Here is a 14,177-nt window from a genome sequence, read left to right as displayed (position 1 = left end):
CAGAAAAAACGGAGCCCCGCCATGACGACCCCGTCCCACACCCCCGCGAACACCGCCCGGCGCGGCACCTGCACCCTGGTCGGCGCCGGCCCCGGCGACCCGGAGCTGCTGACCATCAAGGCCCTCAAGGCCATACAGGCCGCCACCGTGCTGCTGGTCGATGACCTGGTCAGCGACGCCATCGTGGCCCATGCCGCGCCCACGGCGCGCATCGTCTACGTGGGCAAGCGCGGCGGCTGCAAGAGCACGCCCCAGGCCTTCATCGAAAAGCTCATGCTGAGCGCCGTGCAGGAGGGCGAGACCGTGGTGCGCCTGAAGGGCGGCGACCCCTTCATCTTCGGGCGCGGCGGCGAAGAGGTGGAGCACCTGCGCGAAGCGGGCGTCGAGGTCCAGGTCATCAACGGCATCACCGCTGGCCTGGCCGGGCTCACCAGCCTGGGCGCCCCGCTCACGCACCGCGACCGGGCGCACGGCGTGGTCTTCATCACGGGCCACGCCAAGCCCGGCGACAGCGGCACTGACTGGCGCCAGCTGGCCGCCACCGCGCGCGATGCGCGGCTCACCCTGGTGATCTACATGGGCGTGAGCAGCGTGGAGCACATCCGCGCCGAGCTGCTCAATGGCCTGCCCGCAGCCACGCCCGTGGCCGTGATCCAGCACGCCAGCCTGCCACAGCAGCGCCACGCGCTGACCACGCTGGGCGCGCTGGTGGAGTGCATTGCCGACACGGGCCTGGGCAGCCCCAGCGTCATCGTCGTTGGCGATGTGGTCCATGGCGTACGGGCAATGGCCGAACCTCAGACGCAGCTCACCGCTGCGGTTGCAGCCGCCTGAGTGCGAGATTGCTGCAATCAAAAATCTATCGATTCATAAAAGTCATTAGTTTTCATTAAAAATCCCCTGTTGGCTGCCGAAACGGCGTTTAGACCGTTTTGGCAGACCGTCAGCTCCGCCAGGCGGCGGTAGCGCCATCGGGGGATTCCATGAAAACACCAGGCCTTAATTTCACTTCCACAGCTGCGCAGATACGGCTGTCCGCATGGCGGCGCACGTGGTCGCCGCTGCTGGCCGGCTGCGCGCTTGGCATGGCCCTGCTCATGCCCGGCCTGGCTGGAGGCGCCGAAATGGTGCTGGCCACGCGCGTCACGGCCGGTGCAAAACCCTGGCTCACGCCCGCGCACCGCCAGTGGCTGCAGGCGCGCGGGCCGCTGACCGTGGGCATTTCCCTGCCCGACCATCCTCCCCTGGAAATGATCGATGGCGAGCGCTTCCAGGGCATCACGGCCGACCACCTGGGCCTGCTGTTTCCCACGCCGGTGCGCTTCAAGACCTATGGATCGCGCGTGGCCGTGCTCGATGCGCTGCGGCGCGGCGAGATCGACCTGGCCTGCGAGGGCACCGAGCTGGAGGCCGAACGCGCCGACCTGGCCCTGAGCGTGCCCTACCTGCCCAGCCAGCCCGTGCTGGTGTCGCTCTCGCATGCGCCCTTCGACGCGGAGCGCCGGGGCGCGCGGCTGGCCATGACGCCCGACCAGCTGTTGCGCTCCCAGGTTGCGGCCGCCTATCCTCTCAGCGAGCTGCTGACCTATGAAACACCCCGACGCGCGCTGGAGGCGCTGAGCCTGGGCGAGATCGACGGCTTCGTCGGCGACACGGTCACGGTGCACTACCTGATCCAGGCCAACTACCTGCTCAACCTGCGCGTGCAGGGCTTTGCCCCCATAGAAAGCCGGGGCTTCGGCATGCTGGTGCGGCATGACGATACGCAGTTGAAGGCCTATCTGGACCAGGCCCTGCCCGCCATCACCTTGCAGCATGGCGACGACATTCTGCACAGCTGGAGCGGCAGCCGCCGTCCGCTGCTGGGAAGCGACCGCGTGGCCCTGACACCCTCGGAAAAGCAGTGGCTGGATGCCCATCCCCGCATTCCCGTGGTGCTCAACAGCTCGCTGGGATCGCTGGGAAAGCTGAATGCCGACCGCCAGGCCGAGGGCATAGGACCCGACTACCTGGACCTGATCAGCCACCGCGCCGGCCTGCAGTTCGACTACGTGACCGCACGCAACTACACCGAACTCGAGGCCATTCTGGGCTCGGGCAAGGCCCTGCTCACCCCCGTCTACACCTCGCCGCCGATTGCATCGCCCGATATCAAGCTGCTGCCGCCCTACCTGCGCAGCGCGGTGGTGGTGCTGGCCCGGCCCGAGGCGAATGCGGGCACACAGCGCGACAAGGGCATACACCACCTGCAGGGACTGGAGGGCAAGCGCGTGGCCATGGTGGCTGGCTTCTTCCTGGAGGACACGGTGCGCCGCGAGCATCCGCGCATACGGCTGCAGCTGTATCCCGACCTGGCCCAGGCCCTGGCCAGCGTGGCGGCCGATGACAGCGATGCCTTCGTCGGCAACGACTACGCAGCGCGCTATGCCAACGCCCAGCAATTGGGCAACCAGTTGCAGCTCACCGGCATCCTGGAGGACTACACCCGCCCCGTGAGCCTGGCCGTGCATGCCGCCGAGCCCGAGCTTCTGAGCATTCTGGAGAAGGCCCAGCTGTCCATCTCACCCGAAGAAATGGCCGAAATCGTGCGCCTGTGGGCGCCGCGCGATAGCGGCAGCGGCACGCGCTTTTGGCGCGAGCACCGCCAGCGCCTGCTGCTGCTGCTGGCAGCGCTGGCGCTGGCCACGGCCACCTCCCTGGTCTGGGGCTTTTACCTGAGCCGCCAGATGCGCAGGACGCGCCGTGCCGAGCGGCGCGCCGAGGCCGCCAACCGGGCCAAAAGCCTGTTCCTGTCCACCACCAGCCACGAGATACGCACGCCGCTGAGCGCCATCATCGGCCTGCTGGAGCTGGCGCAGGACCGCGAAAAACTCGGCCTGCCCCACCGCGATACCCTGGCCGCGGCCCACAAGGCCTCCCAGGGCATGCTGCTGCTGCTGGGCAATGTGCTGGACCTGCACCGCATCGAGTCGGGCCACATCGACTCCACGCCCCAGCCCGTGGCGCTGCGGCCGCTGATCGAAGATATGGCCCCGCTGCTGCAGGGCCTGGCGCACGGCAAGCGGCTGTCGCTGCGCACCCAGGTTGGCAAGGGCGTGGACCACAGCGTGACGGCCGACCCGCTGCACCTCAAGCAGGTGCTGTTCAACCTGCTGAGCAATGCCATCAAATTCACCGAACGCGGCAGCGTCACCCTGCGCGCGCAAGGCACCCGCCGCCATGACCGCCTGCTGCTGCAGATGGAGGTGGAGGACACCGGCATCGGCATTGCCCCGCAGGACCAGGCCCGGCTGTTCAAGCCCTTTTCGCAGGTGCCGGGCGCCCATCAGGACCAGGCCTTCGGCAGCGGCCTGGGCCTGAGCATCACGCGCCGCCTGCTGGAGCACATGGGTGGGACCATCACCCTGGAGAGCGTGCCGTGCCGGGGCTCACGCTTCACGGTCAGGTTGAGCCTGCCCCTGGTGGAGACGGACGACAGGCCGTCGGCCGAAGAAGTATTGCCCCGGATCATGCCCGCGCCCCTGGAGCTGCGTGCAAAGGCCGATACAGGCACCGGGCCCCTGCCCGAAGTCCCGGCCGAGCCTGAACTCAGAATCCTGGCCGTGGAAGACTATATGTTCAATCGCGAGCTGCTCAAGAGCCAGCTCACCGCGCTGGGCCACGGCATCTCGCTGGCCGGCGATGGGCAGGAGGCCTGGGCGCGTTGCCTGGTCGAGTCCTTTGATCTCATCATCACCGACGGCCGCATGCCGATCATGGACGGCTTCGAGTTCATCCGGCGCCTGCGTCGGCGGGAAGCCGAAAACCAGCTGCGCCGCTGCCGCGTGATTGCGCTGACCGCCAGTCCCGAGGCCTCCGAGGCCCTGCGCTACCTGCAGGCCGGTGCCGACGAGGTGCTGTCCAAGCCGGCTTCCATGGAAGACCTCAGGCGCGTCATCGAGCAGGTGCGGGACGAGTTGCAGGGCAGCGCGCCCGGCACCTGGCATCGGCCACCGGCCGCACCCTCCACGCTCAGCCCGGCTTGACCGAGCTGCTGGCCGTCACGCGGCTTTGCTCGAAGCGCTGGGCCAGCTCGCGGCGCAGGTCCTTGCGGATCAGCGCGGCCTGCCAGCGGCGCTTTTCCTCGTCGGTGGCCGGCACCAGCGTGGGCACGGGCGCAGGCTGCTTGTTCTCGTCCACCGCCACCATGGTGAAAAAGCAGCTGTTGACATGGCGCACCACCTGGGTGCGGATGTCCTCGGCCACCACCTTGATGCCGATTTCCATCGACGACTTGCCCGTGTGGTTGACGCTGGCCAGGAAGGTCACCAGCTCGCCCACGTGGATGGGCTGCAGGAACATCACCTGGTCCACGCTCAGCGTGACCACATAGCGGCCCGCGTAGCGGCTGGCGCAGGCATAGGCCACCTGGTCGAGCTGCTTGAGAACGGCGCCGCCATGGACGTTGCCCGAAAAGTTCGCCATGTCGGGCGACATGAGCACGGTCATGCTCAGCTGGTGCGATGGGAAATTCATCGCTGGATTTTAGGTCCCCCCTGAGTCGCTGCGCGCCTTCCCCCAGAGGGGGACGACACCCTCGGTGCGGGGCGGCCCTTCCTCGGTGTCCCTGGCTTCAGGACACGCCAGTTTCACAGGGCACGCGAAGGGCTGGCACAAGTGCGCGAGAATGGGCGCCCTTTTGCCCCCCGAGTGACGTTTTTGTGACCTCTTCCCTCTCTTTCGACGCCATCGTCATCGGCGCCGGCGCGGCCGGCCTGTTCTGTGCGGCCCAGGCCGGACAGCGTGGCCTGTCGGTGCTGCTCCTGGACCACGCGGAGAAGGTAGCCGAGAAGATCCGCATCTCGGGCGGCGGCCGTTGCAACTTCACCAACCGCGATCTGGACGTGCGTGCGCCGCACAAGCACTTCGTGGGCGGCAACCCGCAGTTCTGCCGCTCGGCCCTGTCGCGCTACACGCCGGCCGACTTCATCGCGCTGATGGACAGGCACGGCATTGCCCACCATGAAAAGCACAAGGGCCAGCTGTTCGCCGACCGCTCGGCCGAGGACATCATCGCCATGCTGCTGGCCGAATGCCAGGCCGGCGGCGTGCAGCGCTGGCAGCCCTGCAAGGTCGATTCCGTCGCGCATGCGGATGGCCAGTACCGCCTGCAGACCAGCCGTGGCGCCGTGCAGGCGCCCAGCCTGGTCATCGCCACGGGCGGGCTGTCCATTCCCAAGATCGGCGCCACCGACTTCGGCTACCGCCTGGCCCAGCAGTTCGGCCTGCCCCTGGTCGAGCGCACGCCGGGCCTGGTGCCGCTGACCTTCGACGGCGATGCCTGGGCCCCCTACGCCCAGCTCGCGGGTCTGGCCCTGCCCGTGGAGATCAGCACCGGCAGCAAGAAAGAGCGCATGGCCTTCATGGAAGACCTGCTGTTCACGCACCGCGGCCTGTCCGGCCCCGCCGTGCTGCAGATCTCGAGCTACTGGAAGCCCGGCACGCCCCTGTGCATCAACCTCGCCCCCGAGGTGGACCTGCAGGACGAATTGCTCAAGGCCAAGTCGCGCTCGCGCAAGCTCATCGCCAACGAACTGGCGCAGTGGCTGCCCTCGCGCCTGGCCGATGCCTGGGTGCAGCAGGACGCGGCCTGGCAGCGCCCCATTGCCGAAGCCTCGGACAAGGCCCTGAACCAGCTGGCCGAGCGCCTGTCGCGCTGGGAGATCGTGCCCACCGGCACCGAAGGCTACAAGAAGGCCGAAGTGACGCTGGGCGGCGTGGACACGCGTGCGCTTTCGCAACAGACCATGGAATGCAAGACCCAGCGCGGCCTGTACTGCATCGGCGAAGTGGTGGACATCACCGGCTGGCTGGGCGGATACAACTTCCAATGGGCCTGGGCCAGCGGGTATGCGTGCGCGCAGGCCTTGCCTTGTGCGTGATTTGTCAGATCGCTTTCGTCTCGCGTATAATCGCCCGCTTTGCTGGCAATTGCCCCGTCGGCCAATACTAGTTAACTATTGACGGGGACCAACCGCTGAACATGGCTCTCAGGCCCGATCTTCCCGAGAACCCGCTGTCAGCACAGATATCTGGAAATCTAGCTAATGACCACCATCCGCGTAAAAGAAAACGAGCCCTATGAAGTTGCCCTGCGCCGCTTCAAGCGCACCATCGAAAAGCTCGGCCTGCTGACCGACCTGCGCGCTCGCGAGTTCTACGAGAAGCCCACATCCGAACGCAAGCGCAAGAAGGCTGCCGCCGTCAAGCGTCACTACAAGCGCGTTCGCAGCATGCAGCTGCCCAAGAAGCTGTACTGATCAGCCCTTGACCAGCCGGCTCTCGTCAGCCGCAAAACCCGCGCTCGGGACGCCAGGCGCGGGTTTTTTGTTTTTGTTTTTTGGTTTTTGTTTTCCGACGCCACTACCTCAGGAGAAATGCCATGAGCCTCAAGGCCCAGATCACCGAAGACATGAAGACCGCCATGCGCGCCAAGGACAGCGAACGCCTGGGCACCATCCGCCTGCTGCTGGCCGCGATGAAGCAAAAGGAAGTCGATGAGCGCGTCGAGCTCGACGACGCCGCCGTCATCGCCATCGTGGACAAGCTGATCAAGCAGCGCAAGGACAGCATTGCCGCCTTCGAGGGCGCGGGCCGCCAGGACCTGGCCGACAAGGAAAAGGCCGAAATGGCCGTGCTGACCGCCTACCTGCCCGCACGCATGTCGGCCGAGGAAGTGGCCACCGCCGTGAAGGCCATCGTGGCCGAGCTGGGCGCCTCCGGCCCCGGCGACATGGGCAAGGTCATGGGCGCGGTCAAGGCGCAACTGGCTGGCAAGGCCGACATGGGCCAGGTGTCCGCTGCCGTCAAGGCCGCCCTGGCAGGTTGAGCCTGCTGCGGCAGCCGCGCCCTTTTCAGGACGCTGCTGCCGCCCATTCCTGCTGAAAGTGCTCCTGCAGGAATTCGACACAGACACGCACCTTGGCCGACAGCTGCAGCCGCGTCGGATAGACCGCCCAGACATTGGCCTCCTGCCGCCATTCGGGCAGCAGCTGCACCAGGCGCCCGGCCTGCAGATGGGCGCCCACATCCCACAACGAGCGCAGCGCAATGCCGCGCCCGTCCACGGCCCACTGCACCACCATCTCGCCGTTGTTGGCCGACAGCGGCCCCGTGACCTTCACCGATTGCTCGGCGGCGCCCGCGCGCAGCCGCCACACGCCAAAGGCCTGGTCGCGCTCCTTGATGGCCAGGCAGTCGTGGGCCGACAGCTCGGCCGGCGTGCGCGGCGTGCCCCGGCGCGCCAGGTAGGCAGGCGCCGCGCACAGCACGCGGTGGTTGTCGGCCAGCCGCCGCGCAATCAGGTGGGGCGCGATCTCGTCGCCCACGCGCACATCCAGATCGAAGCCCTCCCCCGCCACATCCACCAGCCGGTCGAACACATCCAGCCGCACCTGCAGCCCCGGATGGCGCTCCACCAGCCGGGACAGCGCCGGCGCGATCACATGCCGCCCAAAGCCGAAGCTGCTGCTCACGCGCAGCAGGCCGCGCGGCTCGCTGCGCGTGATGGCCACCTCCTGCATCAGCTGGTCCATGTCGTCGAGGATGCGCTGCGCCCAGTGGAATACGCGCTCGCCCTCCTCGGTCACGGCCACGCGGCGCGTGGTGCGGTGCAGCAGCTTCACGCCCAACTCCTGCTCCAGCAGGCGGATGCGCTTGCTCACATAGGCGGGCGATGCACCCAATTCCTCGGCCGCAGCGGCAAAGCCGGATTTGCGGGCCACCACGGTGAAGACACGCAGGTCTTCGGGAGCCGGTTGTTTATTCACGATCTGTAAACAATGGAACCACAGTTGGCCGATTGTATTTAGCCCTGGCGCAGCCAACAATGCCATGCATGCGGCCAGGCTGTCAGCGGCGCCGCTTCATATCCATCCATTCGATCCAAGGACAGACACCATGCAAGACACATTCAAGATCGCCGTCATCGCCGGTGACGGCATTGGCAAGGAAGTCATGCCCGAAGGCCTGCGCACGCTGGAGGCCGCCGCCAGCCGCTTTGCGATCAAGCTCGAATTCCACCATTTCGACTGGGCCCACTGCGACTACTACCTGGCCCACGGAAAAATGATGCCCGACGACTGGAAGGCGCAGCTCTGCGGCATGGACGCCATCTTCTTCGGCGCCGTGGGCTGGCCCGCCACCGTGCCCGACCATGTCTCGCTGTGGGGCTCGCTGCTCAAGTTCCGCCGCGAGTTCGACCAGTACATCAACCTGCGCCCCGTGCGCCTGTTCGAAGGCGTGCCCTGCCCGCTGGCCGGCCGCAAGCCCGGCGACATCGACTACTACGTGGTGCGCGAGAACACCGAAGGCGAATACACCTCGCTGGGCGGCATCATGTACGAAGGCACGGACCGCGAAATCGTGATCCAGGAATCGGTCTACTCGCGCAAGGGTGCCGAGCGCCTGCTCAAGTACGCCTTCGACCTGGCCCAAAGCCGCGAGCGCAAGCACGTCACCCTGGCCACCAAGAGCAACGGCATCGCCATCAGCATGCCCTGGTGGGACCAGCGCGCCGAGGACGTGGCCAAGGCCTACCCGGACGTCACGCTGGACAAGCAGCACATCGACATCCTGACCGCGCGCTTCGTGCTGCAGCCGGGCCGCTTCGACGTGGTGGCCGCCACCAACCTGTTCGGCGACATCCTCAGCGACCTGGGACCGGCCACCACGGGCACCATCGGCCTGGCCCCCTCGGCCAACCTCAACCCCGACCGCAGCTTCCCCAGCCTGTTCGAGCCCGTGCACGGCTCGGCCCCCGACATCTATGGCAAGAACATCGCCAACCCCATCGCCATGGTCTGGTCGGCAGCGCTGATGCTGGACTTCCTGACCCACGGCCAGGGCGCAGGCCGCGCGGCGCACGACGCCATCGTCTCGGCCATCGAGGAAGTCATCAAGAACGGCCCCCGCACGCCCGACCTGGGCGGCACGGCCAGCACCACCGAAGTGGGCCAGGCCATCGCGGCACAGATCGCGGGCAGGTAGGCCTCAGGGCTGCTGCGCCTGCCGGGGCCGGCGCACGGCCCTGATGCGGCCGCTTTCTCCGCCGCCGCAGAAGAAGCGGTCGCCGCCGTCGGATTCCAGCCCCGACACGCCGGTGCCGGCCGGCATCTCCAGCCGCTGCAGCACGGCACCGCTGTCCGGGTCCAGGCGCCGCAGATCGCTCTGGCCCTCTTCCCAGGTGCCGTGCCACAACTGGCCGTCCACCCAGGTGACGCCGGTGACGAAGCGGTTGGACTCCAGGGTGCGCAGCACCGCCCCGGTGTCCGGATCGATCTGATGGATCTTGCGGCCGTGGTACTGACCCACCCACAGCGAGCCCTCGGCCCAGGCCATTCCCGAATCGCCGGCATCGCCGCCGCCCCCGGGTGCAGGAATGGTGGCCAGCACATGGCCGGTGGACAGGTCGATCTTCTGGATACGGTCATTGGCGATCTGGAACAGATGCCGGCCATCGAAGGCCGTGCCGGCATCGCCCGGCACAGGGATGCTGCGCACGATCCGGCCGCTGTCGGGGTTCAGCGCCTGCAATTGGGTGCCGGTGGCGAACCAGACCTGGCTGCCGTCGTAGGACACCCCGTGCACGCAATCGATGCCGGGAAAGGGACCGTATTCGCGGATGATTTCTGCAGCTTCTGTCTTCATGCGGAACTCCTGGTTGCGTTGGTCGGCCCATGCTAGCCAGCCGGCAGCACAGCGGGGAGTAACAAAGTCGTCGTGAATCCCGGCGCAGGCCGGGCCACCCAGCGGCGGGCGCGTCCCCGGCCCACGGGCTGCGCCAGCGCGTCGCGCTCCAGCGCCTCCAGGGCCCTCTGGACGCTGCGCTGGCTCGCGCCCAATGCCAGGGCCAGCGCCGAACTGGCCCAGGCCTCGCCATCGGAGAGCAGCGCCAGCACCGGCCCGCACAGCGTCCCTTGCACTGCTTCCAAGGGCCGTGCCAGCACGGCCACCCGGGCCTGCCGGGGCGCCAGCACAAATCCCAGGGGCGTGGCGTGAACTTCGGCCAGCGGCCGCAGCAGCCGGCGCAGGCGGCCGATTTCGACACGCAGACGCGCACGGTACGACTCATCGGCCTGCCGGGCGCGAAATACCTGCGCCACCAGCGCCTCGCGTGGGACATCGCCGGGCCAAGCCTCGCCCAGCGCGCGCGCCAGCGCAAACAGCACCGGGCGCCCCGCCAGCGAGACCGCCACCGCTCCGGCGCGCACCGCATGGCGGCAGGCATCCACCACCAGCGCGCCCGAGGCCAGCAGGGTCCCGGCCTCATCCAGCGACAGCAGCTTCTGAGCCTGCGGTCCGGCCGGCTCCCGCTCCAGCAGCACTGCAGCAGGCGCGTGCAGGGCCTGGGCGGCCTGCCCCACCTCGGCGGCCAGTGCTGCAATGCCGGCGGCGCCGGCCGCCTGCGCGGCATCGGCCAGCGCACCGTGCGCCGCACGGATGTCCAATCGGCGCATGGCGATACCCGCCAGGGCCAGGCCATGGAACGCCTGCAAGGCGGCAGGCAGCAGCGCGGGCCGCAGTCCGCCCAGCAGACCCTCGGCCTCACCCAGGCGGCCCAGCAGCAGGCAACGGCGTATTTCCAGATAGCCTGCATGCGCGGCGTTCACAGGATCGCCATGCGCCTGCAGCACCGCCCGCGCCGCAACCAACCTGCGGGCCGGCCATGCCAGCTCGCGCAGGGCCAGTGCAATCTCGGCCTCGGCCACTACGCAGCGGGCGCGGGCCACGGCCTCATGGGGGCCGAAGGCGCGCGCAGCGCTGCGCAGCAAGGCCCGGGCCCGTACCAGATCGCCCAGTTGCGCCATGGCGATGCCACGCAGTGCCAGCGCGGGCGCATCGTCGCGCAGCGCCACCCGGTTCAGCGCACCAAGGGGGTCGCCAACCGCGAGCGCACGGGCCGCCGCCGTGATCAGAGAATCCATGCCCATCCCATCCATCGTGTGCGGCACGGCTGTGCCTGCAATCCATCCCGGGCCAACGCACGGTCACGGCCCGGTCATCGGTGGGCGCTAGGCTGGGTCGCCAAACGCCCTGCCAAACGCTCTGCCAAACGCTTTGTCACGCCCACTCCCCCGCCATGATGCTCCGCCGCCATCTTCTGCTGTCCGCCGCTGGCGGCTCGCTGCTGCCCTCCATCCTCCGGGCCCAGTCCGCACCCGCCGCCATCACGCGCGACGCGGCGCGGCCGCTGCTGCCCTCGGGCGTGCAAAGCGGCGACGTGCTGGCTGACCGCGCCATCGTCTGGGCGCGCGCCAGCCGCGATGCGCGCATGTGGATCGAATGGTCCACCACCTCCGGCTTTGCCAACCCCACGCGCGTGCGCGGGCCTGATCTGCTGATGGACAGCAGCGACGGCACGGGCCGCATCGACCTGCAGGGCCTGCCTGCGGGCCAGGACATCTTCTACCGCGTGGTGCTGGAGGACTTTGCCAGCGCCAATGTGCGCTCGCCCGCCGTGCAGGGACACTTTCGCACGCCGCTGGCGGCGGGCATGCCCGCCACGCGGCCGCTGCGCCTGGTGTGGAGCGGCGACACCGCAGGCCAGGGCTTCGGCATCAACGAGGCCTTTGGCGGCATGCGCATCTACGAGGCCATGCGCAGGACCGACCCCGACGTGTTCCTGCACAGCGGCGACACCATCTATGCCGACGGCCCCATCGCCGCGCAGATGAAGCTGCGCGACGGCACGCTGTGGAAGAACCTGGTCACGCCCGAGGTCGCCAAGGTGGCCGAGACGCTGGACGAATTCCGGGGCCGCCACCGCTACAACCTCATGGACGCCAACGTGCGCGCCCTGGGCAGCGAGGTCGCCCAGATCTGGCAGTGGGACGACCACGAGGTCACCAACAACTACTCGGACAGCAAGAGCGTGGCCAACGACGCGCGCTACACCGAAAAGAACGTGCAGCTGCTGGCGGCGCGCGGTCAGCGCGCCTTCATGGAATACGCGCCCATGCGTCCCTTCGGCGCGGCCATGCACCAGCGCCTGTACCGCCGCCTGCCCCAGGGCCCGCTGGCCGACATCTTCGTGATCGACATGCGCAGCCACCGCGGCCCCAACAGCCACAACCTGCAGGCGGCCGAAGGCCCGGACACCGACATGCTGGGCCGCCCCCAGGTGCAGTGGCTGCTGGACGGCCTCAAGCGCAGCCGCGCCACCTGGAAGCTGATCGCCAGCGACATGCCCATCAGCCTCTTCGTGCCCGATGGCAAGGATGCCGAGGGCCGCGCCCAGTGGGAGGCCGTGGCCAATGGCGAGCATGGCGCGCCCCGGGGCCGCGAGCTGGAGATGGCGCGCCTGCTCAAGGGCATCAAGGACGCGGGCATCCGCAACGTGGTCTGGCTCACGGCCGACGTGCACTACACGGCGGCCCACCATTTCAGCCCCGAGCGCGCCAGCTTCCAGGACTTCGACCCGTTCTGGGAATTCGTCTCCGGCCCGCTGAACGCGGGCGGCTTCGGCCCCAACGAGATGGACAAGACCTTTGGCGGCGAAGTCGTTTTCCAGAAAAGCGCGGGCCACGCCAACTCGGCGCCCAGCGAAGGCTTCCAGTTCTTCGGCCAGCTCGACATAGACCACCGCAGCCAGGCGCTGACCGTGGTGCTCAAGGACCTGGACGGCAAGGCGCTGTACACGAAGACGCTGGAGCCGCAGCGCAGCTGAGCCTGCCGCCTGGAGATCACGGCATTGCCCCCGCCGCAGGCCCCTGGCCGGCGAACAGGGCAAGATGGCCGGCTGCGGCATTCGGGCCGCTCAGACACAGCACGGAATCTCCATGAAGCACTACGACTACATCGTCATCGGCGGCGGCAGCGGCGGCATTGCATCGGCCAACCGCGCCGCCATGCACGGGCGCCACTGCGCGCTGATCGAAGCCGGCGAGATCGGCGGCACCTGCGTCAACGTGGGCTGCGTGCCCAAGAAGGTCATGTGGCATGCGGCCCAGATCGGCGAGGCCATGCACCGCTACGGCCCCGACTACGGCTGGGATGCCACCGTCCACCGCCTGGACTGGCAACGCCTGCTGGACAGCCGCAGCGCCTACATCGACCGCATCCATGCCTCGTATGAAAGCGGCCTGGCGCGCAACAAGGTCGAGCTGATCCAGGGCTTTGGCCGCTTCGTGGATGCGCGCACCGTGGAGGTGGGCGGCCAGCGGCTCAGTGCCGATCACATCCTCATCGCCACGGGCACGCGCCCGGCACGGCCCGACATTCCGGGCGCCGAGCTGGGCATCGACTCCGACGGCTTCTTCGCCCTCAAGGCCCTGCCTGCGCGCACGGCCGTGGTGGGTGCCGGCTATATCGCCGTGGAGATTGCCGGCGTGCTGCACGCGCTGGGTTCGCAGACCCATCTGTTCCTGCGCCAGAACTCGGCACTGCGCGGGTTCGATCCGCTGCTGAGCCAGACCCTGATGGAGATCATGGAGGCCGAAGGCCCCGCCGTGCACCGCCAGGCCACCCCGAAGGCCGTGGTCCGCAACGCAGACGGCAGCCTGGACCTGCAACTGCAGGACGGCAGCAGCCACACCGTGGACTGCGTGGTCTGGGCCGTGGGCCGCAGGCCCGACACCTCGGGCCTGAACCTGGAGGCCGCAGGCGTGGCGCTGCAGGACAGCGGCCACATCGCGGTGGACAAGTTCCAGGACACCAATGTGCCCGGCATCCACGCCGTGGGCGACATCACGGGCCGCATCGAACTCACGCCCGTGGCCGTGGCCGCCGGCCGGCGCCTGTCCGAGCGCCTGTTCAACGGCAAGACGGGCGAGCACCTGGACTACGACAACGTACCCACCGTGGTCTTCAGCCACCCGCCCATCGGCACCGTGGGCCTGACCGAGCCGCAGGCACGCGAGCGCTTTGGCGACGATCAGGTCAAGGTCTACCAATCGGCCTTCACCGCCATGTACACGGCCGTCACGCGCCACCGCCAGCCCGCGCGCATGAAGCTGGTCTGCGTGGGCCCAGAGGAGCGCATCGTGGGCATACACGGCATTGGCCTGGGGATGGACGAGATGCTGCAGGGCTTTGCCGTGGCCCTGAAGATGGGCGCCACCAAGCGCGACTTCGACGACACCGTGGCCATCCACCCCACGGCGGCCGAGGAGTTCGTGACCATGCGCTGAACAGGCGCA

At 68.4% G+C, this 14,177-nt stretch carries 12 protein-coding genes; 8 read left to right on the top strand and 4 right to left on the bottom strand.

What is annotated here, in order from left to right; genetic code table 11:
• Positions 1 to 21 precede the first annotated feature (21 nt).
• Both cobA and CLV01_RS11260 read left to right on the top strand, forming a co-directional pair.
• Positions 22 to 834 (top strand): uroporphyrinogen-III C-methyltransferase, encoded by an 813-nt coding sequence (cobA, locus tag CLV01_RS11265; protein ID WP_013803477.1) that lies wholly within the window; start codon positions 22 to 24, stop codon positions 832 to 834.
• A 251-nt stretch (positions 835 to 1,085) separates the two neighbouring features.
• Positions 1,086 to 4,025, top strand: coding sequence for an ATP-binding protein (locus CLV01_RS11260; RefSeq protein WP_099734275.1), 2,940 nt, complete (start codon positions 1,086 to 1,088; stop codon positions 4,023 to 4,025).
• Here CLV01_RS11260 and CLV01_RS11255 read toward each other — a convergent pair.
• Positions 4,012 to 4,515, bottom strand: coding sequence for an acyl-CoA thioesterase (locus CLV01_RS11255; protein ID WP_013803479.1), 504 nt, complete (start codon positions 4,513 to 4,515; stop codon positions 4,012 to 4,014). The two genes, CLV01_RS11260 and CLV01_RS11255, sit on opposite strands and share 14 nt — an antisense overlap.
• 185 nt (positions 4,516 to 4,700) lie before the next feature.
• On the opposite strand from CLV01_RS11255, the gene CLV01_RS11250 reads away from it, so the two are divergent.
• The 3 genes from CLV01_RS11250 to CLV01_RS11240 all read left to right on the top strand — a co-directional run bounded on the left by CLV01_RS11250 (position 4,701) and on the right by CLV01_RS11240 (position 6,868).
• Complete coding sequence (locus CLV01_RS11250) at positions 4,701 to 5,921, top strand: NAD(P)/FAD-dependent oxidoreductase (RefSeq protein ID WP_099734276.1); 1,221 nt, start codon at positions 4,701 to 4,703, stop codon at positions 5,919 to 5,921.
• A 165-nt stretch (positions 5,922 to 6,086) separates the two neighbouring features.
• A complete protein-coding gene (gene rpsU / locus CLV01_RS11245; RefSeq protein ID WP_012204283.1) occupies positions 6,087 to 6,299 on the top strand; it encodes a 30S ribosomal protein S21 in 213 nt (70 codons plus the stop codon).
• A 122-nt stretch (positions 6,300 to 6,421) separates the two neighbouring features.
• Complete coding sequence (locus tag CLV01_RS11240) at positions 6,422 to 6,868, top strand: GatB/YqeY domain-containing protein (protein ID WP_012204282.1); 447 nt, start codon at positions 6,422 to 6,424, stop codon at positions 6,866 to 6,868.
• Positions 6,869 to 6,893: 25 nt separating this feature from the next.
• Here the strand turns inward: CLV01_RS11240 and CLV01_RS11235 are convergent, their stop codons facing one another.
• The gene (locus CLV01_RS11235; protein ID WP_170962064.1) at positions 6,894 to 7,808 is read right to left on the bottom strand and encodes a LysR substrate-binding domain-containing protein; all 915 of its coding nucleotides are present in this window, start codon (positions 7,806 to 7,808) and stop codon (positions 6,894 to 6,896) included.
• Between the two features lie 130 nt (positions 7,809 to 7,938).
• Here CLV01_RS11235 and CLV01_RS11230 point away from each other — a divergent pair, with 130 nt between their 5' ends.
• The gene (locus tag CLV01_RS11230) at positions 7,939 to 9,027 is read left to right on the top strand and encodes a tartrate dehydrogenase (RefSeq protein ID WP_099734277.1); all 1,089 of its coding nucleotides are present in this window, start codon (positions 7,939 to 7,941) and stop codon (positions 9,025 to 9,027) included.
• A 3-nt stretch (positions 9,028 to 9,030) separates the two neighbouring features.
• Here CLV01_RS11230 and CLV01_RS11225 read toward each other — a convergent pair whose 3' ends face one another.
• Both CLV01_RS11225 and CLV01_RS11220 read right to left on the bottom strand, forming a co-directional pair.
• Positions 9,031 to 9,687, bottom strand: coding sequence for a Vgb family protein (locus CLV01_RS11225; protein ID WP_099734278.1), 657 nt, complete (start codon positions 9,685 to 9,687; stop codon positions 9,031 to 9,033).
• Positions 9,688 to 9,719: 32 nt separating this feature from the next.
• A complete protein-coding gene (locus CLV01_RS11220; protein WP_099735184.1) occupies positions 9,720 to 10,964 on the bottom strand; it encodes a helix-turn-helix domain-containing protein in 1,245 nt (414 codons plus the stop codon).
• 155 nt (positions 10,965 to 11,119) lie between these two features.
• On the opposite strand from CLV01_RS11220, the gene CLV01_RS11215 reads away from it, so the two are divergent.
• Together CLV01_RS11215 and gorA are read left to right on the top strand one after the other, a co-directional pair.
• Positions 11,120 to 12,706 (top strand): alkaline phosphatase D family protein, encoded by a 1,587-nt coding sequence (locus CLV01_RS11215; RefSeq protein ID WP_099734279.1) that lies wholly within the window; start codon positions 11,120 to 11,122, stop codon positions 12,704 to 12,706.
• Between the two features lie 112 nt (positions 12,707 to 12,818).
• Positions 12,819 to 14,168, top strand: a complete 1,350-nt coding sequence (gene gorA, locus CLV01_RS11210; protein WP_099734280.1) for a glutathione-disulfide reductase — start codon at positions 12,819 to 12,821, stop codon at positions 14,166 to 14,168.
• The last annotated feature ends 9 nt before the right edge of the window (positions 14,169 to 14,177 follow it).

Source organism: Delftia sp. 60 (assembly GCF_002754395.1).
In the GTDB taxonomy this organism is placed as follows: domain Bacteria; phylum Pseudomonadota; class Gammaproteobacteria; order Burkholderiales; family Burkholderiaceae_C; genus Comamonas; species Comamonas acidovorans.
This window is presented reverse-complemented; position numbering and strand designations above follow the sequence as displayed.

Coding starts and splice junctions, on each gene's coding strand:
- gorA (WP_099734280.1), top strand. CDS start 12,819: ATGAAGCACTACGACTACATCGTCATCGGCGGCGGCAGCGGCGGCATT.
- CLV01_RS11240 (WP_012204282.1), top strand. CDS start 6,422: ATGAGCCTCAAGGCCCAGATCACCGAAGACATGAAGACCGCCATGCGC.
- CLV01_RS11260 (WP_099734275.1), top strand. CDS start 1,086: ATGGCCCTGCTCATGCCCGGCCTGGCTGGAGGCGCCGAAATGGTGCTG.
- cobA (WP_013803477.1), top strand. CDS start 22: ATGACGACCCCGTCCCACACCCCCGCGAACACCGCCCGGCGCGGCACC.
- CLV01_RS11230 (WP_099734277.1), top strand. CDS start 7,939: ATGCAAGACACATTCAAGATCGCCGTCATCGCCGGTGACGGCATTGGC.
- CLV01_RS11215 (WP_099734279.1), top strand. CDS start 11,120: ATGATGCTCCGCCGCCATCTTCTGCTGTCCGCCGCTGGCGGCTCGCTG.
- CLV01_RS11225 (WP_099734278.1), bottom strand. CDS start 9,687: ATGAAGACAGAAGCTGCAGAAATCATCCGCGAATACGGTCCCTTTCCC.
- CLV01_RS11220 (WP_099735184.1), bottom strand. CDS start 10,964: ATGGATTCTCTGATCACGGCGGCGGCCCGTGCGCTCGCGGTTGGCGAC.
- rpsU (WP_012204283.1), top strand. CDS start 6,087: ATGACCACCATCCGCGTAAAAGAAAACGAGCCCTATGAAGTTGCCCTG.
- CLV01_RS11255 (WP_013803479.1), bottom strand. CDS start 4,515: ATGAATTTCCCATCGCACCAGCTGAGCATGACCGTGCTCATGTCGCCC.